At 61.8% G+C, this 21623-nt stretch carries 20 protein-coding genes and 1 tRNA gene; 16 read left to right on the top strand and 5 right to left on the bottom strand.

Going from position 1 to position 21623, the window contains the following annotated elements:
- The first annotated feature begins 415 nt into the window (after positions 1 to 415).
- From acs to ACYVNQ_RS06475, 4 genes are all read left to right on the top strand, one after another.
- Complete coding sequence (acs, locus tag ACYVNQ_RS06490) at positions 416 to 2398, top strand: acetate--CoA ligase (RefSeq protein ID WP_460901587.1); 1983 nt, start codon at positions 416 to 418, stop codon at positions 2396 to 2398.
- A gap of 108 nt (positions 2399 to 2506) precedes the next feature.
- Positions 2507 to 2863 carry a DUF4212 domain-containing protein gene (locus ACYVNQ_RS06485; RefSeq protein ID WP_460901585.1) on the top strand — a complete coding sequence of 119 codons (357 nt, stop codon included), beginning with the start codon at positions 2507 to 2509 and terminating at the stop codon, positions 2861 to 2863.
- Positions 2860 to 4878, top strand: a complete 2019-nt coding sequence (locus ACYVNQ_RS06480; protein ID WP_460901583.1) for a VC_2705 family sodium/solute symporter — start codon at positions 2860 to 2862, stop codon at positions 4876 to 4878. The genes ACYVNQ_RS06485 and ACYVNQ_RS06480 overlap by 4 nt, the downstream gene beginning before the upstream one ends.
- A 166-nt stretch (positions 4879 to 5044) precedes the next feature.
- Entirely contained in the window at positions 5045 to 5866 is an 822-nt protein-coding gene (locus tag ACYVNQ_RS06475; protein WP_460901581.1) for a prohibitin family protein, read from the top strand.
- A gap of 121 nt (positions 5867 to 5987) precedes the next feature.
- Here ACYVNQ_RS06475 and ACYVNQ_RS06470 read toward each other — a convergent pair whose 3' ends face one another.
- Together ACYVNQ_RS06470 and ACYVNQ_RS06465 are read right to left on the bottom strand one after the other, a co-directional pair.
- A complete protein-coding gene (locus ACYVNQ_RS06470; protein ID WP_460901579.1) occupies positions 5988 to 6764 on the bottom strand; it encodes a DUF1828 domain-containing protein in 777 nt (258 codons plus the stop codon).
- On the bottom strand, positions 6761 to 7219 hold the full coding sequence (locus ACYVNQ_RS06465) for a hypothetical protein (RefSeq protein ID WP_460901577.1): 459 nt from the start codon (positions 7217 to 7219) through the stop codon (positions 6761 to 6763). Before ACYVNQ_RS06465 ends, ACYVNQ_RS06470 begins: the two co-directional genes overlap by 4 nt.
- A gap of 466 nt (positions 7220 to 7685) precedes the next feature.
- Here ACYVNQ_RS06465 and ACYVNQ_RS06460 point away from each other — a divergent pair, with 466 nt between their 5' ends.
- Positions 7686 to 8108 (top strand): bifunctional (p)ppGpp synthetase/guanosine-3',5'-bis(diphosphate) 3'-pyrophosphohydrolase, encoded by a 423-nt coding sequence (locus ACYVNQ_RS06460; RefSeq protein WP_460901575.1) that lies wholly within the window; start codon positions 7686 to 7688, stop codon positions 8106 to 8108.
- Positions 8109 to 8249: 141 nt separating this feature from the next.
- Here the strand turns inward: ACYVNQ_RS06460 and ACYVNQ_RS06455 are convergent.
- A tRNA-Ser gene (locus ACYVNQ_RS06455) sits at positions 8250 to 8340 on the bottom strand.
- A 453-nt stretch (positions 8341 to 8793) separates the two neighbouring features.
- Between ACYVNQ_RS06455 and ACYVNQ_RS06450 the strand changes: the two genes are divergently transcribed.
- From ACYVNQ_RS06450 to ACYVNQ_RS06435, 4 genes are all read left to right on the top strand, one after another.
- Entirely contained in the window at positions 8794 to 10086 is a 1293-nt protein-coding gene (locus tag ACYVNQ_RS06450) for a styrene monooxygenase/indole monooxygenase family protein (RefSeq protein WP_460901573.1), read from the top strand.
- A gap of 191 nt (positions 10087 to 10277) precedes the next feature.
- Positions 10278 to 11018, top strand: a complete 741-nt coding sequence (locus ACYVNQ_RS06445; protein WP_460901571.1) for a LysM peptidoglycan-binding domain-containing protein — start codon at positions 10278 to 10280, stop codon at positions 11016 to 11018.
- Complete coding sequence (locus ACYVNQ_RS06440) at positions 11006 to 11449, top strand: lysozyme inhibitor LprI family protein (RefSeq protein ID WP_460901569.1); 444 nt, start codon at positions 11006 to 11008, stop codon at positions 11447 to 11449. Before ACYVNQ_RS06445 ends, ACYVNQ_RS06440 begins: the two co-directional genes overlap by 13 nt.
- A 161-nt stretch (positions 11450 to 11610) precedes the next feature.
- On the top strand, positions 11611 to 11808 hold the full coding sequence (locus ACYVNQ_RS06435) for a hypothetical protein (protein ID WP_460901567.1): 198 nt from the start codon (positions 11611 to 11613) through the stop codon (positions 11806 to 11808).
- Between the two features lie 26 nt (positions 11809 to 11834).
- On the opposite strand, the gene ACYVNQ_RS06430 is transcribed toward ACYVNQ_RS06435, so the two are convergent.
- Both ACYVNQ_RS06430 and ACYVNQ_RS06425 read right to left on the bottom strand, forming a co-directional pair.
- The gene (locus ACYVNQ_RS06430) at positions 11835 to 12254 is read right to left on the bottom strand and encodes a secondary thiamine-phosphate synthase enzyme YjbQ (RefSeq protein WP_460901565.1); all 420 of its coding nucleotides are present in this window, start codon (positions 12252 to 12254) and stop codon (positions 11835 to 11837) included.
- A gap of 122 nt (positions 12255 to 12376) precedes the next feature.
- Entirely contained in the window at positions 12377 to 13264 is an 888-nt protein-coding gene (locus ACYVNQ_RS06425) for a haloacid dehalogenase type II (protein ID WP_460901563.1), read from the bottom strand.
- Positions 13265 to 13507: 243 nt separating this feature from the next.
- On the opposite strand from ACYVNQ_RS06425, the gene ACYVNQ_RS06420 reads away from it, so the two are divergent.
- From ACYVNQ_RS06420 to ACYVNQ_RS06390, 7 genes are all read left to right on the top strand, one after another.
- Positions 13508 to 14203 (top strand): GntR family transcriptional regulator, encoded by a 696-nt coding sequence (locus ACYVNQ_RS06420; protein WP_460901561.1) that lies wholly within the window; start codon positions 13508 to 13510, stop codon positions 14201 to 14203.
- 115 nt (positions 14204 to 14318) lie between these two features.
- Positions 14319 to 15587 carry an S-methyl-5-thioribose kinase gene (gene mtnK / locus ACYVNQ_RS06415; RefSeq protein ID WP_460901559.1) on the top strand — a complete coding sequence of 423 codons (1269 nt, stop codon included), beginning with the start codon at positions 14319 to 14321 and terminating at the stop codon, positions 15585 to 15587.
- A 109-nt stretch (positions 15588 to 15696) separates the two neighbouring features.
- The gene (gene mtnA, locus ACYVNQ_RS06410) at positions 15697 to 16767 is read left to right on the top strand and encodes an S-methyl-5-thioribose-1-phosphate isomerase (RefSeq protein ID WP_460901557.1); all 1071 of its coding nucleotides are present in this window, start codon (positions 15697 to 15699) and stop codon (positions 16765 to 16767) included.
- On the top strand, positions 16764 to 17543 hold the full coding sequence (locus ACYVNQ_RS06405; protein WP_460901555.1) for a class II aldolase/adducin family protein: 780 nt from the start codon (positions 16764 to 16766) through the stop codon (positions 17541 to 17543). The genes mtnA and ACYVNQ_RS06405 overlap by 4 nt, the downstream gene beginning before the upstream one ends.
- Positions 17544 to 17790: 247 nt before the next feature.
- Positions 17791 to 18921 carry a sugar ABC transporter substrate-binding protein gene (locus ACYVNQ_RS06400; protein ID WP_460901553.1) on the top strand — a complete coding sequence of 377 codons (1131 nt, stop codon included), beginning with the start codon at positions 17791 to 17793 and terminating at the stop codon, positions 18919 to 18921.
- Positions 18922 to 19069: 148 nt separating this feature from the next.
- Positions 19070 to 20623: a sugar ABC transporter ATP-binding protein gene (locus ACYVNQ_RS06395; RefSeq protein WP_460901551.1), complete on the top strand. Its 1554-nt coding sequence runs from the start codon at positions 19070 to 19072 to the stop codon at positions 20621 to 20623.
- On the top strand, positions 20620 to 21621 hold the full coding sequence (locus ACYVNQ_RS06390; RefSeq protein ID WP_460901549.1) for an ABC transporter permease: 1002 nt from the start codon (positions 20620 to 20622) through the stop codon (positions 21619 to 21621). The genes ACYVNQ_RS06395 and ACYVNQ_RS06390 overlap by 4 nt, the downstream gene beginning before the upstream one ends.
- Positions 21622 to 21623: the final 2 nt, after the last annotated feature.

Below are 21623 nucleotides of genomic sequence, written 5' to 3'. Positions count from 1 at the left end.
CAATCGCGCCAATTCAGCTAGCATTGCGGTAGCTGAGCAAGGACCGGAGCGACGACGCAGCCACACCGCCTCGTCGCAACAGCTTACGTTGGGTTTACGCGAATGGCGCTTTGAGCCTCCCGAATGCTGAATGATTGCGGTGCGCGGCAGGATCGACGCCCAGGGTAAGCGCGTATCGTAAGTGCGCGGTAAGTTGCAGCGCTTATCGTGACGCATGAAGCAGACGGGCGTGCCCGCGCAGTGGATGTTGCGCCGCCGCACGTCTTCGTCGATTGCAGTGCGCGCCTGGGCAACGAGGCCCGAAGCCGCGCACGAGGGCTGGAGACAGGCGCCGCCGCGGCGTCACAACGACACGGCATATCAACATGCATGCCGGCGAAAGGTTTTACGTTTCATCTTCACCAAGGGGTAGTCGATGTCAGCGATTGAATCCGTTCTTCAGGAACGCCGGGTATTTCCGCCTTCCGCCGAGACGATGAAGGCGGCCACGGTGTCAGGCATGGAGGCGTACAAGGCGCTCGTCGCCGAAGCCGCAAGCGATTACGAAGGCTTCTGGGCGCGCCTCGCACGCGAGACGCTGAGCTGGAACAAGCCGTTCACCAACGTGCTCGACGAATCGAACGCGCCGCTCTACAAGTGGTTCGAAGACGGCGAGCTAAACGCGTCGTACAACAGCCTCGACCGGCACGTCGAGGCGGGCAACGGCGGCCGTGTCGCGGTGATCTTCGAAGCCGACGACGGCACCGTCACCAACGTCACGTATCAGGACCTGCTGCAGCGGGTGTCGCGCTTCGCGAACGCGCTGAAAAAACGCGGCATCAAGAAGGGTGACCGGGTCGTCATCTATATGCCGATGTCGATCGAAGGCATCGTCGCGATGCAGGCGTGCGCGCGGATCGGCGCGACGCATTCGGTGGTGTTCGGCGGCTTCTCGTCGAAGTCGCTGAACGAGCGGTTAGTCGACGTCGGCGCAGTCGCGCTGATCACCGCCGACGAACAGATGCGCGGCGGCAAGGCGCTGCCGCTCAAGAGCATTGCCGACGAAGCGCTCGCGATGGGCGGCTGCGACGCGGTGAAGAGCGTGATCGTGTATCGCCGCACCGGCGGCAAGGTCGCATGGGATCAAGGCCGCGACCTGTGGATGCATGAACTGGCGCAAGCCGAAGCCGATACCTGCGCGCCGGAATGGGTCAGCGCCGAGCATCCGCTGTTCATCCTGTACACGTCCGGTTCGACCGGCAAGCCGAAGGGCGTGCAGCACAGTACCGGCGGCTACCTGCTGTGGGCCGCGCAAACCCTCAAGTGGACCTTCGACTGGAAGCCCACCGACGTGTTCTGGTGTACCGCCGACATCGGCTGGATCACCGGCCACAGCTACATCGCGTATGGTCCGCTCGCGCTGGGCGCGACGCAGGTGGTGTTCGAAGGCGTGCCGACCTACCCGAACGCCGGCCGCTTCTGGGAGATGATCCAGAAGCACAAGGTCACGCTGTTCTACACCGCGCCGACCGCGATCCGTTCGCTGATCAAGGTTGCCGACGCGGACCCGAAGGTGCATCCGAAGAGCTATGACCTGTCGACGCTGCGCGTGATCGGCACGGTCGGCGAGCCGATCAATCCGGAAGCGTGGGTGTGGTACTACGAGCAGGTGGGCGGCTCGCGCTGCCCGATCGTCGACACGTGGTGGCAGACCGAAACCGGCGGCCACATGATCACGCCGCTGCCGGGCGCGACGCCGCTGGTGCCGGGCTCGTGCACGCTGCCGCTGCCGGGCATCATGGCCGCGGTGGTCGACGAAACCGGCCAGGACGTACCGGACGGACAAGGCGGCATTCTGGTGATCAAGCGGCCGTGGCCCGCGATGATCCGAACGATCTGGGGCGACCCCGAGCGCTTCAAGAAGAGCTATTTCCCTGAAGAGCTGGGCGGCAAGCTGTACCTCGCCGGCGACGGCAGCATCCGCGACAAGGACACCGGCTACTTCACGATCATGGGCCGTATCGACGACGTGCTGAACGTGTCGGGCCACCGGCTCGGCACGATGGAGATCGAGTCGGCGCTGGTCGCGAATCCGCTGGTCGCGGAGGCGGCGGTGGTCGGCCGGCCGGACGACACGACCGGCGAAGCGGTGTGCGCGTTTGTGGTGCTCAAGCGTTCGCGTCCGGAAGGCGATGAGGCCAAACAGATCGCGGCGGAACTGCGCAACTGGGTCGGCAAGGAAATCGGCCCGATCGCGAAGCCGAAGGACATCCGCTTCGGCGACAACCTGCCGAAGACGCGTTCGGGCAAGATCATGCGACGCCTGCTGCGTTCGCTAGCGAAGGGCGAAGAAATTACGCAGGATGTATCGACGCTGGAGAATCCGGCGATTCTGGATCAGCTCGGCGAGCCGCGCTAAACAGAAACGACAGCACAAGCAATAGAAGCAGCAGAAAGACAGCCGTATTAAAGCCGTTGCGCGGACAATCCCGATTGCCTGCGCAACGGCTTTTTGTTAAACAGGCGCATGACCGCGCCGCCCCCTTCATCCCGAGCCCCCGCCATCAATCCGCCGCCCGTGCCGCCGCCGGTTTCGGACGCGATGGCGCGCGCGCATCGGCGCTACTGGCGCTTCAACGTGACGCTGATCATCGTGCTGATGACGATCGGCTTCTCGGTGTCGTTCATCGTGCCGCTGGCCGCGCGCAGACTATCGGACGTGCGCTTCTTCGGCTTTAGCCTGCCGTTCTACATGGGCGCGCAAGGCGCGATTCTGATTTACCTCGGGTTGATCGCCGTCTACATCGTGTCGATGCAGATCGCCGACCGCGCGCTGCAGCGCGCCTTCGAAGCGGATGCCGCGGCGCGGAAGACCAGCCGATGAAGCTCGCGCATCGGCTGATCCGCTCGTATTCGCTCTATACGCTGGGGTTTCTCGCTTTTATCTATCTGATGTGGCGCATCGAGATGGTGAGCGGGCCCGGCATGTGGGTCGGCTATGTGTTCCTGTTCGTGCCGATTGCGGTGTACGCGGTGATCGGGCTGCTGTCGCGCACCTCGGACCTGGTCGAATACTACGTGGCCGGGCGGCGCGTGCCGTCCGCGTTCAACGGCATGGCGACCGCGGCCGACTGGCTGTCGGCGGCATCGTTCATCGGCCTTGCGGGTTCGCTGTACTCAAGCGGTTACGACGGGCTGGCCTATCTGATGGGTTGGACCGGCGGCTACTGCCTCGTCGCATTTTTGCTCGCTCCGTACGTGCGCAAGCTCGCGCGCTATACGATTCCCGATTTCCTCGGCACGCGCTTTTCGAGCAACGCAGTGCGCGGGATCGCTGCGCTTGCGGCGATCCTGTGTTCGTTTGTCTATCTGGTCGCGCAGATCCAGGGCGTCGGGTTGATTGCGACGCGCTTTATCGGCGTCGATTTCGCGATCGGGATTTTCTGCGGGCTGGCCGGCATTCTGGTGTGCTCGTTTCTCGGCGGCATGCGCGCGGTGACATGGACGCAAGTTGCGCAATACATCATCCTGATTGCGGCGTTTCTGATTCCGGTTTCGCTGATCGCACACAAGCAGGGCTTCGGCTGGGTGCCGCAATTCAGCTACGGACGCGTGATGGAGCGCGTCGAAGCGCTCGAACGCGAAGTGCGCACCGCGCCGCAGGAAGAAGCGGTGCGCGACGTATACCGGCAGCATGCCGCGCAGATGCAGGCGCAGATCGATGCATTGCCGGCTTCGTTCATCGACGGCAAGCAGCAGCTGACGCAACAGCTGGCCGACCTGCGCCGGCACAACGGGCCGCTACGCGAGATCGACGACCTCGAGCGCAAGCTCGCGCGTTTTCCGCGCGACCCGGCGGCCGCGCGCATTGTATGGACGCAACGCCGCGACGAGATCCTGGCGAGCGCGGCGGCGCCGGTGCCGATGCACGAACCGTTTCCCGCGGAAGATAGCGAGGCGCGCCGCGTGCATCAGCGAAATTTTCTTTCGTTGCTGTTGTGCCTGTCGCTGGGCACCGCGAGCTTGCCGCATATCCTGACGCGCTATAACACGACGACGTCGGTTTCTTCGGCACGTCGCTCGGTCGGATGGACGCTGTTTTTCGTTGCGCTGTTTTACCTGACCGTGCCGGTGCTGGCGGTGCTGATCAAGTACGAGATCTTGACGAATCTGGTTGGGCACCGCTTTGCGGATCTACCGCAATGGGTGATGCAGTGGCGCAGAGTGGAGCCCTACCTGATCAGCATCGCGGATCTGAACGGCGACGGCGTGGTGCGCTGGAGCGAGATCCAGATGCAGCCGGATATGGTCGTGCTGGCGGCGCCGGAGATAGCGGGGCTGCCGTATGTGATGTCGGGGTTGATCGCGGCGGGTGCGCTGGCCGCCGCGCTTTCGACCGCAGACGGCTTGCTGCTGACGATCGCGAATGCGCTGTCGCACGATGTCTATTACCACATGGTCGATCCCGAAGCGTCGAGCCAGCGGCGCGTGACAATATCGAAGATCCTGCTGCTAGGCGTGGCGCTGTTTGCTTCGTATGTGGCGTCGCTGAACACCGGGAACATTCTGTTTCTGGTGGGCGCGGCGTTTTCGCTGGCGGCTTCGAGTCTGTTTCCGGTGCTGGTGCTAGGCGTGTTCTGGAAACGCACGACACGGCTGGGCGCCGTGGCCGGCATGCTCGCGGGGCTGACGGTGTGCGTGTATTACATCGTGTCGACGTATCCGTACTTCACGCAGATGACGGGTTTTGCCGGTGCGCGCTGGTTCGGTATCGAGCCGATCAGTTCAGGCGTGTTCGGGGTGCCGGCGGGGTTTGTAGTCGCGATCGTGGTGAGCCTGTTCGATCGCAAGCCGGACGCGTATACGCGTGCGCTGGTCGACTATATCCGGCATCCGTGAATTTGTTTGTCATGCATGTGACTTGTACGCGTTACGTCGATTCTTTAATCGTCGCTTTAGCACGAAAGCGATGCTTGTCAATGTCTATCCCCAGGCACCCCATTCAAACGACGGCGGCGTTATAGTCAGAACGCCCGTATGAACGGGATTAATGGGGAATTAAAAAATGAAGCTGCAAACCGACGCAAAGACGTTGAATAAAAAAGGCTTTGTGATAGGGGCGATTGTCGTATTGCTGGTGTTGATCGGGTTCGCATCGGTGCACGTCGTGCCGGCGGGGCATCGCGGCGTAGTGAAGGTGTTCGGCGACGTGCAGGAAACACCGCTGCCTGAAGGGATCCATTTGCTGAATCCACTGGCGCGTGTGGTCGATTTCAACGTGCGTTTTCAAAGCGCGACTGCGACGAAAGCAGAGGGCGGCACGGCCGATCTGCAAGAGGTATTTGAGGACATCACGGTGAACTATGAATACGACCCGCTTCATGCGCCGTATGTGTACAACAATTTCGGCGATGATGCGGATATCGAAGCGAAGTTTATCGTGCCGGCGCTCTATGAATCGTTCAAGGCGGTCACGTCGCAATACACCGCGGAACAACTGGTGACGCAGCGCGCGAAGGTGTCGCAGGACATCGTGCAGAAGCTGCAGGCGAAGCTGACGAAGTACCGGATTATTGTTTCGGACATCAACGTCCAGAATTTTCATTTCGATCCGCAGTTTGCCGAGGCGGTGCGGCAGAAAGTGGTGGCGGGGCAGAACCGGCTGACCGCGGAGCAGCAGCTGGAGACGGCGAGGGTGACGGCGCAGCAGAGGATTGTCGAAGCGGAAGGGCAAGCCAAGGCGATTGCGATTCAGGCTCAGGCGATCCAGCAGCAGGGCGGGCACGAGTATGTCGCGCTGGAGGCGGTGAAGAAGTGGGATGGGCGACTGCCGGCGCAGTGGTCGGGGGCGGCGATTCCGTTTGTGAATTTTGCGGAGCAGAAGTGAGGGGGAAAACGGAAGGCTCCGCGGTGCGGAGCCTTCTGTATTAGCGCCGCAAGGAGCGCCCTGGCCGACCCTATTGACAATAGCGCGTATCGGCACACACGACGGAAGGAGCTTCGCGCTTTCAATGCTGGGTTCCGCCGGTCGCAGCATGTATGAGTTTTCTCATCGCCCATGTGTCTGCATACTGCCCAAGCACGGCGATTTCCTGTTCTGCCTGATTGATAGAGGACCGGTCATCAATGATCACGATTATCTTCGTGTCGGCCGTTAGCGCTTTGCCCCGAAGGTCGACCAGCTTGTACAACTCCGAAGCCGCCGCGTTCGCATGGGATGAAATGGCATCGATTTGAGCATCGCCTTGTACCAGATCGAACCCGTATTCCCTACCGGATAGCCCCCGTGCCTTGAAATTGCTTTTCTCCGCCGGCATCGCGGAGTGGAGAGCGGTAAGGTACATTCTGGCCTCATGCACAAGCCTCGTTTCCTTGTCGGCGAGATCGACACCGGCATTCTCATCTTCCCAGTCTGCAACTGCGATGAGTGCGCTGATGTATCTCGCGAATCCAATTGCCATCTGGTGTTCTGGATGGAACACCTGGATATCGCCGGACTCGTCGATCGACGCGCCATGTTTGCTGAGCAGAGCCTTTATCGACTGATACTTCCGCGAATGGAATGACCTGATGCCTCTTCCCATCGCATGAAACAAGGTCTCGCCCGAATCAAAAAACCGAACGGTGCCTCCGGTCAGGTGCTCTATGTATATGACGAAAGGGGAGCCATCGGAAAATCCAAATGGCGTGTCCAGCGCCATGATGGCGCCGCCGTCCGCATCAAGCCTCTCGTAGCCGAAGCCGAGCTTTCCGCAGATTTCTTCGCAAGGAATGTTGGCGTTCATGTGAGAGTGAGTGAGTATGGGTCCGAAAGTTCGGAGGCGAGACTCAGGTTAGTCCGTGAGCAAAATAACTTCAAGGCGTCATCGTACGTATACGACAACCAGCAAGGGTCTCCTGACTGCTTCCGACGGCCGATATGCTCGTGCGGGGCTCGATGAGGGTCTAGACGCTTCCGACCATTCTGGAGGATGTCCAGTTGATATGCGCGACGCTTGGTTTTGTATTCCAGCTTGAAGATGGTAAACCGGAAATGAACGCTCGGTGGGCGCACTCCATATTTGACGAGCAAGTCGGCTGTTACTCCGCGAATGCCTAGCCCATCTGCGTCGGTTACGCCGAAAGCACAGTTGGTTACGCCGGCCAATTCTTGTGCCCAATCCCAGCCGATGCCGGGATCGCCGAATTTGATCTTGGCAAGTAGCTCTTCTGCCTCGTCGGTCGCGAGATCGTCGATCATTGGCGTGGGGATGTCTCGTGTTCGTGAAATGGGCTAAGACTCTACAGACGCAAACGCTGAGCGCACAGGTCAGGTCAGAGCTGGAAATCGTACCAGTTCGACCATCTCGTTATTTAATCTCATTGGGGTTGTGTGGGGATTGGCCAACAAGGGCCGAAGTCAGTATCAAGAGGCCGAACTAACACGCAATACGATCGACGCATAGAGCGCGTCGCGAGCCAAAGACCGGGCATGCATGGTGTCGTGAGAGTCTCCACCGGATGTTCGTCTCACGACGCTACAATCGAACCGGGCCGACCCTCTGCGCTAACGCGCTTCAACTGAAATGGACCTGACTGCCGCGGGAATATCTGGCCTTACCGATCCTGATGGATGGATCGATGCATGGCGATTCGCCGCATCGATGCATGTCGAACAGAAAGTGCCCGGGTCGAACTTGCCGTACATCTATCACGTAGGCGCTGTCGTGATGGAGCTGTTTGCGGCCCACTCCGTGTGGCCGGTCGACAACATCGATCTGGCGATAAAGTGCGCTGCGTTGCACGACACGCAGGAAGACCAGGGCGTTTCGTACGACACGCTTTGTGCCAGATTCGGCGAGGCTGTTGCGCGAGGGGTTGGTGCGCTTTCTAAAGACCCGGCACTGCCGAAAGCCGAAGCCATGGCGGATAGTCTCGCGCGTATTCGCCAGCAGCCCACAGCGATCTGGTGCGTCAAGATGGCAGACCGTATCGTGAATCTCGCGGCGCCACCGGCGCATTGGTCGCAAGACAAGGTCAGCGGGTATCGCAGAGAAGCAGCGCTCATTCTTGCCGAACTCGGTGAAGCGCACGGGGTGCTGGCCGAACGTCTGGCAGAGAAAATAAAACTTTATCCGCCTGCGGCCTGACGTTCGACGCGATGCACGGCTCTGCTGACGCTCATCGGTCGGTGAGCCGCGCCGGACTTTGCGGAGGCTTCGATTCCTTGGGGGTAACCCAACAGGTAACCGAAAAGAGAAAGGCCCCGCGTTGCGGAGCCTTATATGTACTGGCGGAGAGACGGGGATTCGAACCCCGGATAGGCTATTAACCTATACACGCTTTCCAGGCGTGCGACTTAAACCGCTCATCCATCTCTCCGCTGGGGACGCGAATTATAGCAAACTCTTCCGCGCCTGCCCATATGCCGGATGGCGGTGGCTAAACGGACGAGTAGACAGCCGATCAAATAGCCTGTCCGCCTTGCTCCGGGCGGCGCGAGGCATGCACTTCGTTCAGCGCTCCGTTCGTCGCAGCGCGAGGCCGCACCGCACCACGCCTGGCCCGCCCAGGTTTCGTGAAAGGTTTGTCTTCTTCGCGTCATCCGCATCGCGGTAGCCCGAGATACGGCACACTCGGCTGTCGAGCCGCACGCGTGAGCACATCAGCGGCGAGCCGTTTCGACGCAGCGAACTCGAGCCGCTCGTAGCTTCGAGTCAATCCGCGACGATCGCGCGCAGCGTACGACCAACCGTCTTTGTCAACCGTGTCCGTCAGCGCCACTTGCACATCTGCCTGCAAGCGCACGAACGGGCCGCCTCCAGAAAAGCCGATATGAGCGAACCGATCACTCAGCCACACTCGCACGAGCATGCAGCAGCAACAGCCCATCCTCGCCGCATCGCAATCGTCGGTGCGGGCCAGGCCGGCCTGCAGATGACGCTATCCCTGCTTGGTCAGGGACACGCGGTCACACTGATCACCGAGCGCAGCGCGGAAGACATCGAAAGCGGTTACGTGATGTCGAGCCAGTGCCTGTTCGGAACCGCATTGAAACTGGAGCACGAGGTCGCCGCATCTCAATGGGACGATCGCTGCCCGCCGATCACCGGCATTTCGTTTGCAATGTCCGACGGCGCGTCTCCCAGCAGCAAGATGACAAGCTGGCGCGGCGAACTGGCAAGCGCCGCGATGTCGGTGGACCAGCGTCTGAAGCTGGCATCATGGCTCGACCTTGCGGAAGAAAAGGGCGCTGAGATCCGCTGCGAAGTGGCCGACATCGCAACCCTCGAAAGCCTGGCAGCATCGCACGATCTCGTGCTGGTCGCGACCGGCCGGCAGGCTGAACTGAACCGCCTGTTCGAGCGCGACGCCGAGCGCTCGATCTTCGACAGACCGCAACGCGCGCTCGCGATGACCTACGTACACGGCCTGCGGGCCGAAGAATCTGCCGAGGGCGTGAGCTTCAATCTGATTCCCGGCATTGGCGAGCTGTTCGTGATGCCGGCGATCACGCACAGCGGGCCGTGTCATATCGTCGTGCTGGAAGGCGTACCCGCTGGGCCGATGGATTGCTGGCAGGACGTGGTATCGGCGCAGCAGCATCTGCAAAGAACACTCGAGGTGCTGCGCAAGTTCGCGCCGTGGGAGCTGGCGGGCTGCAAAACGCTGGCACTGACCGACTCGAAAGGCATTTTGAAGGGCGCGGTGACGCCTGCGGTATGCAAGCCGGTCGGCATGCTGCCGTCCGGGCGCGTCGTGCTCGGCATGGGAGACGCGGTGTTGCGCAACGACCCGATTACCGGGCAGGGCGCTAACACGGCGGTCAAATGCAGCCAGATCTACTTCGACGAGATCGTGCGGCACGGCACGCAGCCGTTCACGGCGGAATGGATGAGCGCGACATTCGAACGGTTTTGGCAGAACGCCGGGCGCGATGTCACGCAGTGGACCCATTCGCTGTTGTCCGCGCCGCCGCCGCATATTCCGCTCGTGCTCGGAGCGGCGGCGCATAGTGCGTCGCTGGCGGGACTAATCGCGAACGGCTTCGACGATCCGTCGACGTTGTTTCCGTGGTGGATCGATCCGGTGGCTTGCGAGGATGTCTTGCGACAGCATGGCGCGTGATACCGCGCCATCGCAGTGAAGAGGCTTTTATCGCTACGGGGTCGTATGAGCTGATAGCGTAAGCCTCGACACATCTACTTGAATTAAGAGCTATCAAGAATATGCGAGCGGCATTGTTGATTCAATTTGATAGTTGATTCCATCGCGCCAGCGTGGTGACAATACGGCAGGTCATTTAAAAGAGGTTAGACATGCCGGTTCAGTCACCGCCGAAAACAGCATTCGAGAAATGGCAGGACGGATTGAGTGAGGCGCCGGAGGACGCCAGATGGAACGCGTGGGATTGCGAGATTCGGACCATTGTCAATGAATACAACCGGCATCTGGCCGGCACCGCTGGCTATAGCCCTTTGAACTGGCAATATATCAAGGCGATGTTGTGGGTTGAGACAGGCGCAGACAGTCGTGAGTGGAAGCGCAAACCCATGCAAATAGGGGTGCCCGGCGATCCAGGCGTTACATCGTTTCTTTCAGGGAAAGAGGGCGGAGACCTGATCTTGCCGTCACTCTGGAAAGGGCGGCTGACAACTGGATCTGTCCGCACTATTCCCACTCACAACATCCAGGCAGGAGTGGGTTACCTGCTGATGCGCATGGCCTTCTTTGACTATCGCACGGTGCCCGACGCTGACGTCAAGGTCTATGAGGTTAACGTAAAACCCGGAGATAGTTTCGAAAAAATAGCGAAGGCCAACGGAAGCACGCCCGACGTATTGAGGCGATTGAATCCAGCGGCAAGTGTTTTGCGACCAGGGCAAACGTTGAAGTTGCAAAAAGCATCTGTTGCCTTTGTTATCACCGGCTGGCGGACCGTGTCCACCGTATCGATAGCGCAGCGATACAACGGGGGCGGCGATCCTAACTACGCGAAGAAGCTTGACTACGCGTTGAACCTGGTTCGTAACGGCAAGGCGGCGCTATGCGAACAATAACGAATATCGTTGTACTGCTACTCTTGTCGCCGCTATCCCTGCAAGCCGCCACCAGCAAGTTCGTATTGGACGAGCGCGCGTTGAGGGAGGAGTGTAGCGCTTACCCGGAAGCAGGAATGCATGATTGTCTCGCGAACAAAGCGGCAGAAAGTCAAAAGGCACTAAAAAACGCGGAGAACGTGGTAGCCAACGCGCTTTCGCGGTGGGATGAAGATCCAAAATACGTCGGCTTGGCGAAAGCCAGGTTGGCCGCGTCGCAGCAGGATTTTGTCAAATATCGCCAGTCTCAGTGTGACTTCGCCACCTCGCTGACCGGTGGTGCCGCCGGCAATTCCCACGAAATAAAACGCCTTGCCTGTGTTGCCGAACTTAACAATCGGCGGGCTGCCCAGTTGAGCGATTCGATCGTAGACCTTCCGTTGAAGCAATAGCACCATCGCGGTGTGCACTTCAATCACAATATGATACTTTCCCGAAATCCGCGTCGCGTCGAAACGGGACGCGGTATCCCGGGTTAGTATCGCCACGGGGATTGCACATCGTGTCGATCGAGTAATCTCAATCAACGGCGCACACACCACAGGAGGCCCAGATGACCCTCAAGCTCACCGCCATCACGATCAACCGCAACGCGCACCCGAACACGATGTTCGCGGAGCTTCAGAACGCCGAAGGCGAATCCGTCAACGTGCAGATCCATTTCGAAGCGAGCATGAACGTCAACAATTTCACGCTAAACGAAATCGAACGGATGGCGCGCGAAGAGTTGAAGCATATCCAGCAGGAATGACGCCGGAAGCGCGCATCGGCAATGCCTCACGTGCCGATCAGATGCAGCACGATGTCGCGCGTCTGCGTATCCCTACGGTGCTCGAACAGGTAAATACCTTGCCACGTACCGAGCACCATCTGTCCTTCCTCCACCGGCACCGATAACTGCACCTGCGTCAGCGCCGTGCGCAAATGCGCGGGCATATCGTCGAGCCCTTCGGTATCGTGCTCATAGCGATGCGCATCCTCCGGCGCGAGCGTCGCAAAGTAACGCTCGATATCCCTGCGCACTGAAGGATCGGCATTTTCCTGAATCAGCAGCGAAGCGGACGTATGCCGGCAGAACACCGTCAGCAAGCCCATTTCGATAGCCTGTTCCGCGACGAATTCGCGAATCTGCATCGTGATGTCGACCAGTCCACGCGCGTGTGCGCGAACGTGCAGATGATGAATGGCCTGCAGCATCGCAATTCCTCCTTGAACATTCATGCGAGCTCACCCGCACCTCAATGAGCGGCGTGAATATAGCAGCATAGGCGAAGAAAGAATGTGCAGGCCGCGCACGCGTCAAACGCAGTCTTCCGACCTCAAGCTCCCAACACCTTGGCCAGATCCACCAGGTTCGGCGCCATCGCATCGAAGTAATCTTCCCGCGACGTATCGGTCTTGCCGCCCGGCCCGAACTCGAGCGGCCGCGGAATGAACGCAACATTGAAGCCGAATTTCTTCGCCGCAGCCAGATCGTACTTGTGGCAAGCGACCATCATGATCTGCTGCGGTTGCAGGTTCAACGAATTTGCTGCAAGCGCATAGACCTTCGGGTCCGGTTTCGACGACTTCACGAGCTCCGCCGTCAGGATGCAATCGAACGGCAACTTGTCCTGTTTGACGATGTTGACCACCGAGGCCATGCTGCCGTTCGACAGCGTCGATAGCGTGAACTTCTTCCTCATCCGCTCGAGCCCCGGCCGCGTATCGTCCCATGCCCTGAGTTTGGACCACAGCGAACTGATCTGATCGCGATCGGCGGCAGATAGCGTATTGCCCCAGCTATAGGTGGCGAGCAGGTTATCGAGCGAATCGCGATAGATCCGGTCGGTCGAGCGCCACGTAATCGTGCCGGCAATCACCTGGTCCAGCTGCTTGCGATACTCGCTGCGCCACTGGTCGGAGATCTTCGTCCAGTCCGCGCTGATGCCGCGCGCCCTGGTGAACTGCTCGCCTTCGTCGACGATGGTCGAGTAGAAGTCGAGCAGCGACCCTTGCATGTCGAAGGTCAGCGCCTTGATCTGGCTCATATCGATCTTCACGAACGCATCGGGATGCGCGGGCGTTTCGGCGGCGTGGCCCGGGCTCGCGTGTGTGACGACGCCCAACGCCGCGGCGGCGCCCGCGACTTTCAGAAAATCGCGCCGGCCGGGCGCGCGCAGCGATGCGGAAGGATCCAGCTGCAACAGACGGGAATTCGAACTCAAGATGTCTCCGATGATGGGCTTGTTCCATGCAGGCGAAGGGTGCTGGCCTGGTGCCGGCTTCGGCCCGTCATCATAGGCACGCAGGCCCTTGCATCGCGCATGCGCGATTCAAAACCGGTTTAACCCACGGTTAACAATCCGCTTGCCTCGGGTAAACACCGGCAGAAACATCAGATGTCTGATGTATATTTTCTGGGTTGCGACTCTTACGATACCTCCATGCGGCTCTCCGTCGAACACTCGATGAGCGAGAAGATCCAGGAATCGCTGATGACGATGATCCGCGAGCGCGCGCTCAAGCCGGGCGACCAGATTCCCACCGAAATGGACCTCTGCGAGCTATTGGGCGTGGGCCGTTCGAGTCTTCGCGAAGCGGTCGCGCAGATGATCTCGCATGGCCTGTTGTCGCGTGTGCAAGGGCGCGGCACCTTCGTCAGACAAATATCGCTGAAACTGCAGGGCGGGCTCGATGATCTGATGTCTGTCACCGACATGATTCGCAGCGTCGGCGCGGTGCCGTCCACCTGCCGGATCCAGGTCGAGCAGATCAGCGCTTCGGAAAGCCTCGCCGGCAAGCTGCATATCGACGTCGGCGCGCCGTGCGTGCGCATCGAGCGCGTACGCTGTGCGGACGACGCGATCGCCGCGTACTGTATCGATACGGTGCCCAAGCCCGTCTTCGATGCAGCCGGCGGCGAACTCGGCGAATCGCTGTTCGCGATGTTTGCGCGCACCGGGCGCCGTCTTTCGCACACGCACACATCGATCCAGCCGACCATCCTGACGCCGCGCGATCTGCCCGAACTGGGCGACGGCTTCGGCCTGTTTCTGCTGCTGGACGAAGTGGATTTCGATCAAAGCGGAGAACCGCTTTGCTACAGCAACGACTACTACAACACCAGCATCTTCAAGTTCGACCTGGTTCGCAAGCGGCGGTAGGTTGTGTCGAAAGCGCGTCAGGTGCGTATCAGGCGAGCGGTAGGCAGGCAGCAAAAAGGCAGCAGGCAGGCGGTAAAAAAGGCGGATAAGCCGCTCGACCGCGGAGGAGACAGACATGGAATTCGAAGCACTGAGTTCTGCGGAGCTGGCGGCGTATTTGCGCAGCGTGCCGTGTGTGTACGCGTTGCTGAACGAGCCCGGCGAACTCGACATTGCCGAAGTGGGCGACGGCAATCTGAACTTCGTGTACTTCGCGAGCAACGCGAAGACGCCGGAAAAGAGCGTGGTGGTCAAGCAGGCGCCGCCGTTTCTGCGGCTGGTCGGCAAGACCTGGCCGTTGACGCGCCACCGCATGGAGCGCGAAGTGGCTGCGTTGCGCCGCTTCGGCGCGCTGTGTCCGCAGCATGTGCCGCGTGTCTATCACGCGGACAACGAACTGTTCCTGATGGTAATGCAGCGTCTGTCGTCGCATCGCATCTTGCGGCAGGGGCTGATGGACGGCATCGTCTATCCGAAGCTCGCCGACCATCTATCGACGTATCTCGCGCATACGCTGTTTTTCGGCTCCGATCTGTACCTCGCGCCCGACGTGAAGAAGCAGGCGGTGAGCGCGGCGGTCAACAGCGAACTCTGCAAGATTACCGAAGACCTTGTTTTTACCTATCCATTCGAAGATCACCCGTCCAATGCGTATAGCGCCGCGTTTCCGCGCGCCGAGATCGAGCGGCTGCGCAAGTCGCCGGCATTGCGCGTGGCGGTCGCGGAAATGAAATGGGCCTTCATGAACGATGCGGAGTCGCTGTTGCACGGCGATTTGCATACCGGCTCGATCATGGTCAATCAGACCGAGACGTATGTGATCGATCCGGAGTTCGCGTTCTACGGCCCGATGGCGTTCGACGTCGGCGCGGTGCTTGCGAACCTGCTGCTCGCGTTTTACTCGCGCGACTGGCACGACCGTCATGAAGGCCTTGGCGACAGACCTTATCGCGACTGGCTGCTTGCACAGGCCGTCGATATCTGGAACGGCTTCTCGAACAAGTTTCTTGCGCTGTGGCGCGAGCACGATAGCCGCAGCAAAAGCCACTTTATCGGTGACGATCGCAGTGGCCTGTGCGCCGAGGCGTTTCGCGCGCGCTTCCTGCAACGGCTGTTCGCGGAGTCGCTCGGGTTTGCCGGCTGCAAGATGATCCGGCGCATCGTCGGCATGGCGAAAGTGGCCGATGTCACGAGCATCGCCGACGAGCAGCTGCGTGCCACCGTCGAGGTGCGCGCACTGCGCTGCGCGGAGCGTTTGCTGCTCGAACGGCCGGCGCTGCGCAGCATCGACGAAGTGATTGCGATGGCGCGCGAAATCCAGCTCGCGTATCCGGCGCAGGCGTAAAGGCACTACCCGGCGCAGGCAGCAAAGGCAGCAAAGGCAGCACAACACAGCAACACGAACACGCAGCACAAGCACTTGTTCAACGTTTCAATCCAGCTTCGGAGCACGCATGGTTTCGCCGTCGCCTTTCCAGAATCTACCGGCCACGCTCGCGTGGGAGGACGACTCTTTGCGGATCATCGATCAGACCCGCTTGCCTGCGCAAACGCTGATCGAAACGCTCACCACCGCACACGAAGTATGGCGCGCGATTCACGAGCTGCGCGTGCGCGGCGCGCCGGCGATCGGTGTAGCGGCGGCATACGGTCTATGCGTCGCGATGCAGGCATCCCGGCATTTGCCGCTCGACGGGTTTGTCGCCGCGCTAAAGGAGCAGGCCGCGTATCTGGACACCGCGCGGCCGACCGCCGTGAACCTGAGCTGGAGCCTGAAGCGCATGTTGCGCGCCGCCGACCGTGCAGCGGCTACCGACAGCGCCGCGCTCTATCGCGTGCTGGTCGACGAAGCGCAGCGAACCCACCACGAAGACCAGCAGCTGTGCGAGCAGATCGGCCAGCATGGCCTGCCGCTGATCAAGGCCGGCAGCGGCGTGCTGACGCACTGCAACGCGGGCGCGCTAGCTACCACCGGTCTCGGCACGGCAACTGCGCCGATCTATGCGGCGCATCGTCAGGGCATTGCATTTCGCGTGTATGCCGACGAGACGCGGCCGCTGCTGCAAGGCGCGCGCCTGACTGCATACGAACTGCAGCAGGCCGGCGTCGACGTGACGCTGATCACCGACAGCATGGCGGCGTCGTTGATGGCGCAACGGCTGGTGGACGTGGTGATCGTCGGCACCGACCGCGTCGCGGCGAACGGCGACTTCGCGAACAAGATCGGCACGCTTTCGGTCGCGATTGCGGCCCGTCATTTCGGCTTGCCGTTCTACGTGGCGTGCCCGTCTTCCACACTCGATTTCCAGACGCCGGACGGCCGCAACATCGTGATCGAGGAACGCCGCGAAGACGAGGTGACGCATCACGGCGGCCGCCGCATGGCGCCGCACGGCATCAAGGTGCGCAATCCGGCATTCGACGTCACGCCGCACGACCTGGTGACCGGCTACATCACCGAGCGCGGCATCGTGCGCACGCCGTTCGATACAAACCTTGCGGCGCTATTCGGAGCCGCGGCATGAGCGGCACCAGCCGCGCTGCCGGCGTCCGCGGTGCAGGCGACACGAGCGCGGTCAGCGGCGTGCGCGATCCAGCCCGCAGCACCGCACCGGACAGCCGCGAGCCCGACCGCCACGAGCCCGCATTGCGCGCCGCAATCGTCCACACCGCTTGCGAGATGGAGCGTCTCGGCATCAACCAGGGCACGTCCGGCAACGTCAGTGCGCGCTGCGGCGAAGGCATGCTGATCACGCCGAGCGGCGTACCCGCTGCCGCGCTGACCGCGGACGCGATCGTCTGGCTGCCGCTCGACATCGCCGCTGACGATCCGCTCTTCGAGGCGCGCCGTCCGTCGACCGAATGGCGCATTCATCGCGACATCCTGCAGGCGCGCCGCGACATCGATGCAGTCGTGCACACGCATTCGTGCGCGGCCACCGCAATCGCGATTCACAGCAGGGATATTCCGGCGCATCACTACATGGTGGCCGCGGCGGGCGGCAATTCGATCCGTTGCGCGCCGTATGCGATTTTCGGCAGCCAGGCGCTCTCGGATCACGCTCTCACTGCCTTGCAGGACCGCACTGCATGCCTGCTTGCGCATCACGGCGTGCTCGCGCTGGGCCGCGATCTCGCCCGGGCACTGTGGCTCGCCAACGAAGTGGAAATACTCGCAAAGCAGTATCTGCTCGCCAGCCAGCTCGGCACGCCGCCGCTGCTGTCGGACGACGAAATCGCTGCAGTGGTCAGGCAGTTCAGCAACTATGGCCCGCGCAGCAGCGGCTCACAGAAATCGTGACGCGCATGCATGCCGCGCCACCCACACAACCAAAGCAACACCGGAGCAACTGAAGCAGCAGAAGCAACCGAACCAGCACCCACGCCGCACCGTTGCACGCACAACCCGCACCTCGCATCTGAAACGCAGTTCGCAGTTTGCAGTCCCCGTTTGCCGCAGTTCCTCGTTGCCGCAGTATTGCCTGGCTCATCCGCCGCATCGGAAACGGCCGGCACGGCGCATATAACTTGAACGACTGGAGACACTCATGGCCTGGAACACAGCAAGATTCGATCGATGGACCACGCGCGGCGCATCGACTGGCGCCACGTTGCTGCTATGCGCGGCCGCTGCGTTGAGCGGTTGCTCGAAGAACGAATCGTCGTCGGGCAGCACGGCTGCCAGCGACGCGAGCGCAAGTGCAGCGGCGATGGCCAATGCACCGGCCTCGGCACCCGCAGCGGCACCCGCCGCCGGCAACGGCGGCAAGCCGAAGATCGGCTTCTCGGTGTCGACGCTGAACAACGCGTTCTTCGTCGGCCTGAAGCTCGGCGTCGAGAAGGGCTCGAAAGAGCAGGGCTTCGAGCTGGTGCAGACCAACGCCAACGGCGACGCGCAGCAGCAGGTCAACGATGCGAACAATCTGCTGAGCCAGGGCATCACCGCGCTGGTGCTGAACCCGATCGATTCGAAGGCGATAATCCCGGCTGTCGAGAAGGCCAACCAGATGGGCATCCCGGTGTTCACGCTCGACCGCGGCTCGGACGGCGGCAAGGTCACGTCGTTCGTCGCGTCGGACAACGTCGCGCTTGGCGCCACCGGTGCGAAGTGGATCGCCGACCAGCTGAAGGCCCGCTATGGCTCGCCGAAGGGCAACGTGGTCGATCTGATCGGGCTGGTCGGCACGACCGCCGCCACCGACCGCGAGAAGGGCTTTAGCGACGAGATCGCGAAGTACCCGGACATCAAGGTGGTGGCGCGTCAGGAAGGAGCGTTCGACCAGGAGAAATCGCTGAACGCGATGACCAACATCCTGCAGAAATTCCCGCAGATCGACGCGGTGTTCGGCGCGAACGACGACAACACGGTCGGCGCCGAAAAGGCGATCGACAACGCAGGCCGCTACAAGCCGCTCGGCGACAAGGAACACATCATGGTGATCGGCGCGGACGGCACCGCGCAGGCGCTCTCTGCGATCCGCGCGGGCAAGCAGGACGCGACGATCTCGCAGAACCCGATCCAGATGGCGGCGAAGGCGCTGTCGTTCATCGCGGACAGCAATGCGAAGAAGGAGGTGCCCGCTAACTACGCATGGCCGACGCTGTTGATCGACAAGGCGAACATCGATTCCGACGAGGTGAAGAAGTACGGCTTGTGGTCGCTGGAAGTGAGCCAGTAAGCGAGCCTCTCAAGCCACTCAGTGAGCTGACAGGGCCGCACACAGGCATCCGGCAGCCGGCGTGCGCCGCGCGGCTGCAGCGTAGCGAACAAACCGCACACGCACGCCGCGCGCCGCGCACGCCATTCAACGCAGGACGGACTCATTCATGAATCTGCAAACGAGTACGCAGTACCAACCCGACGCACGGGTTGCCGCAAGCCCAGGCGGCGCGCCGCCGCTGTTGCACATGGAAGGCATCGTCAAGAGCTTTCCGGGCGTGAAGGCGCTGCGCGGCGTGAGCCTCACGCTGCACGCGGGCCATGTGATGGCGATCGTCGGCGAGAACGGCGCGGGCAAATCGTCGTTGATCAAGACGCTGTCCGGCGCGTACGAACCCGATGAGGGCGCCATCGAGATCAACGGCGTGCCGCTCGCGCGCGGCACGCATGCCGCGATCGACGCAGGCGTCGCGGTGATTTACCAGGAGCTGTCGCTGGTCAACGACATGACGGTGGCCGAGAACCTGTTTCTCGGCCGCATGCCGGCGCAGCGCGGCTTCGTGAACCGGCGCGCGGCCGAACAGCGGACCCGCGAAGCGCTGGCGCAGGTCGGCCTCGACAACGTGTCGCCGTCGATGCGCCTCGGCGACTTGCCACTCAACAAACGGCAACTGGTGGAAGTCGCGAAAGCGCTCGCTCGCGACGCACGCATCCTCGTGATGGACGAGCCGACCGCCGCGCTGCAGCACGACGACATCGCGAATCTGTATGGCGTGGTGCGGCGGCTGCGCGAGGCGGGCATGGGCATCATCTTTATCTCGCACCACCTCGAAGAGGTGTTCGAACTGGCCGATTCGGCGGTGGTGATGCGCGACGGCGCGACCGTCGACGCGCGGCCGATGTCGCAGTGGACCGAGCAGGACCTCGTGCAGGCGATGGTCGCGCGCAATCTCGATTCGTTCTATCCGTGGGAGCCGCGCGAATACGGCCCGGTCGTGCTCGAAGTGCGCGAACTCGCGAGCCCGCCGATGGTGCGGCGCGCGAGCTTCAGCGTACGAGCGGGTGAAATCGTCGGGATTGCAGGCATTGCAGGCGCCGGCCGCACCGAACTGTTGAAGGCGATCTTCGGCGCCAACAAGGTGAGCGAAGGCGAAATCTTCGTGCGCGGCCACAAGGTATCGATTCATTCGCCGGCCGCCGGCGTGGCGGCCGGTCTCGTCTACACCGCCGAAGACCGCAAGCTCGAAGGCCTCGTGCTCGGCGCGAACATCGAAGAGAACGTCGCGTTGTCGAGCCTGAAGGCGCTCGCGACCGGCGGCTTCGTCAGCGGTGCGAGGAAACGCAAGCTCGCGCAGCAGGCGAGTGCGCGTTTCGCGGTGCGTGCGCCGTCGGTGTTGTCGATCACAGGCAATCTGTCTGGCGGCAACCAGCAGAAAGTGATTCTCGGCCGCGCGACGGCCACCGAACCCGTCGTAATCATGCTCGACGAACCGACGCGCGGCATCGACGTCGGCGCGAAGACCGAGATCTACGCGCATATGGTGGCGATGGCGCGCGCGGGCGCAGCGGTATTGATGGTGAGTTCGGAACTGCCGGAACTGCTCGGCATGTCCGATCGCGTACTCGTGATGTATCGCGGCAGGATCGTCACCGAACTGCCGCGCGACAAGGCCGATTCGGAGACGGTAATCCAATGGGCGACGACAGGAGTGGGAGCATGAATTCGACGGCAGCAAAAGAGACGGATGCCGAAGCGCGCTCGAGCCGCGTGATCCGGCAATTGCGCAGCGGCATCGGGCCGCTGGTCGCGGCATTGGTGATTATCTGCGTGGTGCTGTCGTTCGCGTCGCCGGAATTTCTGACCACCAGCACGCTGACCAACATCATGGTGCAGGTGTCGGTGGTCGGCATTGCGGCGGTGGGCAGCACCTTTGTGATCATCACGTCGGGCATCGATCTGTCGGTCGGCTCGCTGGTCGCATTGAGCGGCATGGTGGCGGCTACGCTGATGGCGGGCTCGACGCCCGACAATATCGGCCTCGGCCTCGCCGGCCTCGGTATCGCGCTGGCGGTGGGCGCGGCGGTCGGCGCGCTGAACGGCTTTGCGGTGTCGTGGCTGCGCCTCGTGCCGTTCATCGTCACGCTGGCGATGCTGGCGATGGCCCGTGGTCTCACGCTGGCGATTTCGGACGGCCGCACCAAGTTCGATTTTCCCAACACCTTCACCGCGTTCGGCGCGAAAACGCTGGGCGGCTTGCCCACTCCGATGATCGTGATGCTGGTGGTATTCGTGATCGGCCATGTGCTGTTGCGCAAGACGACCTTCGGCCATCAGGTGTTCGCGGTCGGCGGCAACAAGGAGGCCGCACGTCTGGCCGGGATTCCGGTCGGGCGCGTGATCTTCCTCACTTACACGCTGGCCGGCGTGACCGCGGCGATTGCCGGCATCGTACTGGCGGGGCGGTTGAATTCGGCGCTACCGTCCGCGGCCAACGGCCTCGAATTGCAGGTGATCGCCGGCGTCGTGATCGGCGGAACATCGCTCGCCGGCGGACGCGGCTCGATTATCGGCACCTTTATCGGCGTCGTGCTGATCGGCGTGATCAACGTCGGCCTGTCGCTGCTCGGCGTCAATCCTTTCTGGACCCAGTTCATCCAGGGCGGCGTGATCTTCGCCGCCGTGCTGCTCGACGCGCTTAGCCAGCGGCGCAAGAACTGACC

The sequence above is a fragment of the Paraburkholderia jirisanensis genome (assembly GCF_054782355.1).
This window is presented reverse-complemented; position numbering and strand designations above follow the sequence as displayed.

Excerpts from the sequence above, each read along its gene's own strand:
- ACYVNQ_RS06450 (WP_460901573.1), top strand. The coding sequence starts at position 8,794 with ATGAGCGAACCGATCACTCAGCCACACTCGCACGAGCATGCAGCAGCA.
- ACYVNQ_RS06480 (WP_460901583.1), top strand. The coding sequence starts at position 2,860 with ATGAAGCTCGCGCATCGGCTGATCCGCTCGTATTCGCTCTATACGCTG.
- ACYVNQ_RS06465 (WP_460901577.1), bottom strand. The coding sequence starts at position 7,219 with ATGATCGACGATCTCGCGACCGACGAGGCAGAAGAGCTACTTGCCAAG.
- ACYVNQ_RS06485 (WP_460901585.1), top strand. The coding sequence starts at position 2,507 with ATGACCGCGCCGCCCCCTTCATCCCGAGCCCCCGCCATCAATCCGCCG.
- ACYVNQ_RS06440 (WP_460901569.1), top strand. The coding sequence starts at position 11,006 with ATGCGAACAATAACGAATATCGTTGTACTGCTACTCTTGTCGCCGCTA.
- ACYVNQ_RS06400 (WP_460901553.1), top strand. The coding sequence starts at position 17,791 with ATGGCCTGGAACACAGCAAGATTCGATCGATGGACCACGCGCGGCGCA.
- ACYVNQ_RS06475 (WP_460901581.1), top strand. The coding sequence starts at position 5,045 with ATGAAGCTGCAAACCGACGCAAAGACGTTGAATAAAAAAGGCTTTGTG.
- ACYVNQ_RS06430 (WP_460901565.1), bottom strand. The coding sequence starts at position 12,254 with ATGCTGCAGGCCATTCATCATCTGCACGTTCGCGCACACGCGCGTGGA.
- mtnK (WP_460901559.1), top strand. The coding sequence starts at position 14,319 with ATGGAATTCGAAGCACTGAGTTCTGCGGAGCTGGCGGCGTATTTGCGC.
- mtnA (WP_460901557.1), top strand. The coding sequence starts at position 15,697 with ATGGTTTCGCCGTCGCCTTTCCAGAATCTACCGGCCACGCTCGCGTGG.
- ACYVNQ_RS06445 (WP_460901571.1), top strand. The coding sequence starts at position 10,278 with ATGCCGGTTCAGTCACCGCCGAAAACAGCATTCGAGAAATGGCAGGAC.
- ACYVNQ_RS06420 (WP_460901561.1), top strand. The coding sequence starts at position 13,508 with ATGAGCGAGAAGATCCAGGAATCGCTGATGACGATGATCCGCGAGCGC.
- ACYVNQ_RS06435 (WP_460901567.1), top strand. The coding sequence starts at position 11,611 with ATGACCCTCAAGCTCACCGCCATCACGATCAACCGCAACGCGCACCCG.
- ACYVNQ_RS06395 (WP_460901551.1), top strand. The coding sequence starts at position 19,070 with ATGAATCTGCAAACGAGTACGCAGTACCAACCCGACGCACGGGTTGCC.
- ACYVNQ_RS06470 (WP_460901579.1), bottom strand. The coding sequence starts at position 6,764 with ATGAACGCCAACATTCCTTGCGAAGAAATCTGCGGAAAGCTCGGCTTC.
- ACYVNQ_RS06390 (WP_460901549.1), top strand. The coding sequence starts at position 20,620 with ATGAATTCGACGGCAGCAAAAGAGACGGATGCCGAAGCGCGCTCGAGC.
- acs (WP_460901587.1), top strand. The coding sequence starts at position 416 with ATGTCAGCGATTGAATCCGTTCTTCAGGAACGCCGGGTATTTCCGCCT.
- ACYVNQ_RS06405 (WP_460901555.1), top strand. The coding sequence starts at position 16,764 with ATGAGCGGCACCAGCCGCGCTGCCGGCGTCCGCGGTGCAGGCGACACG.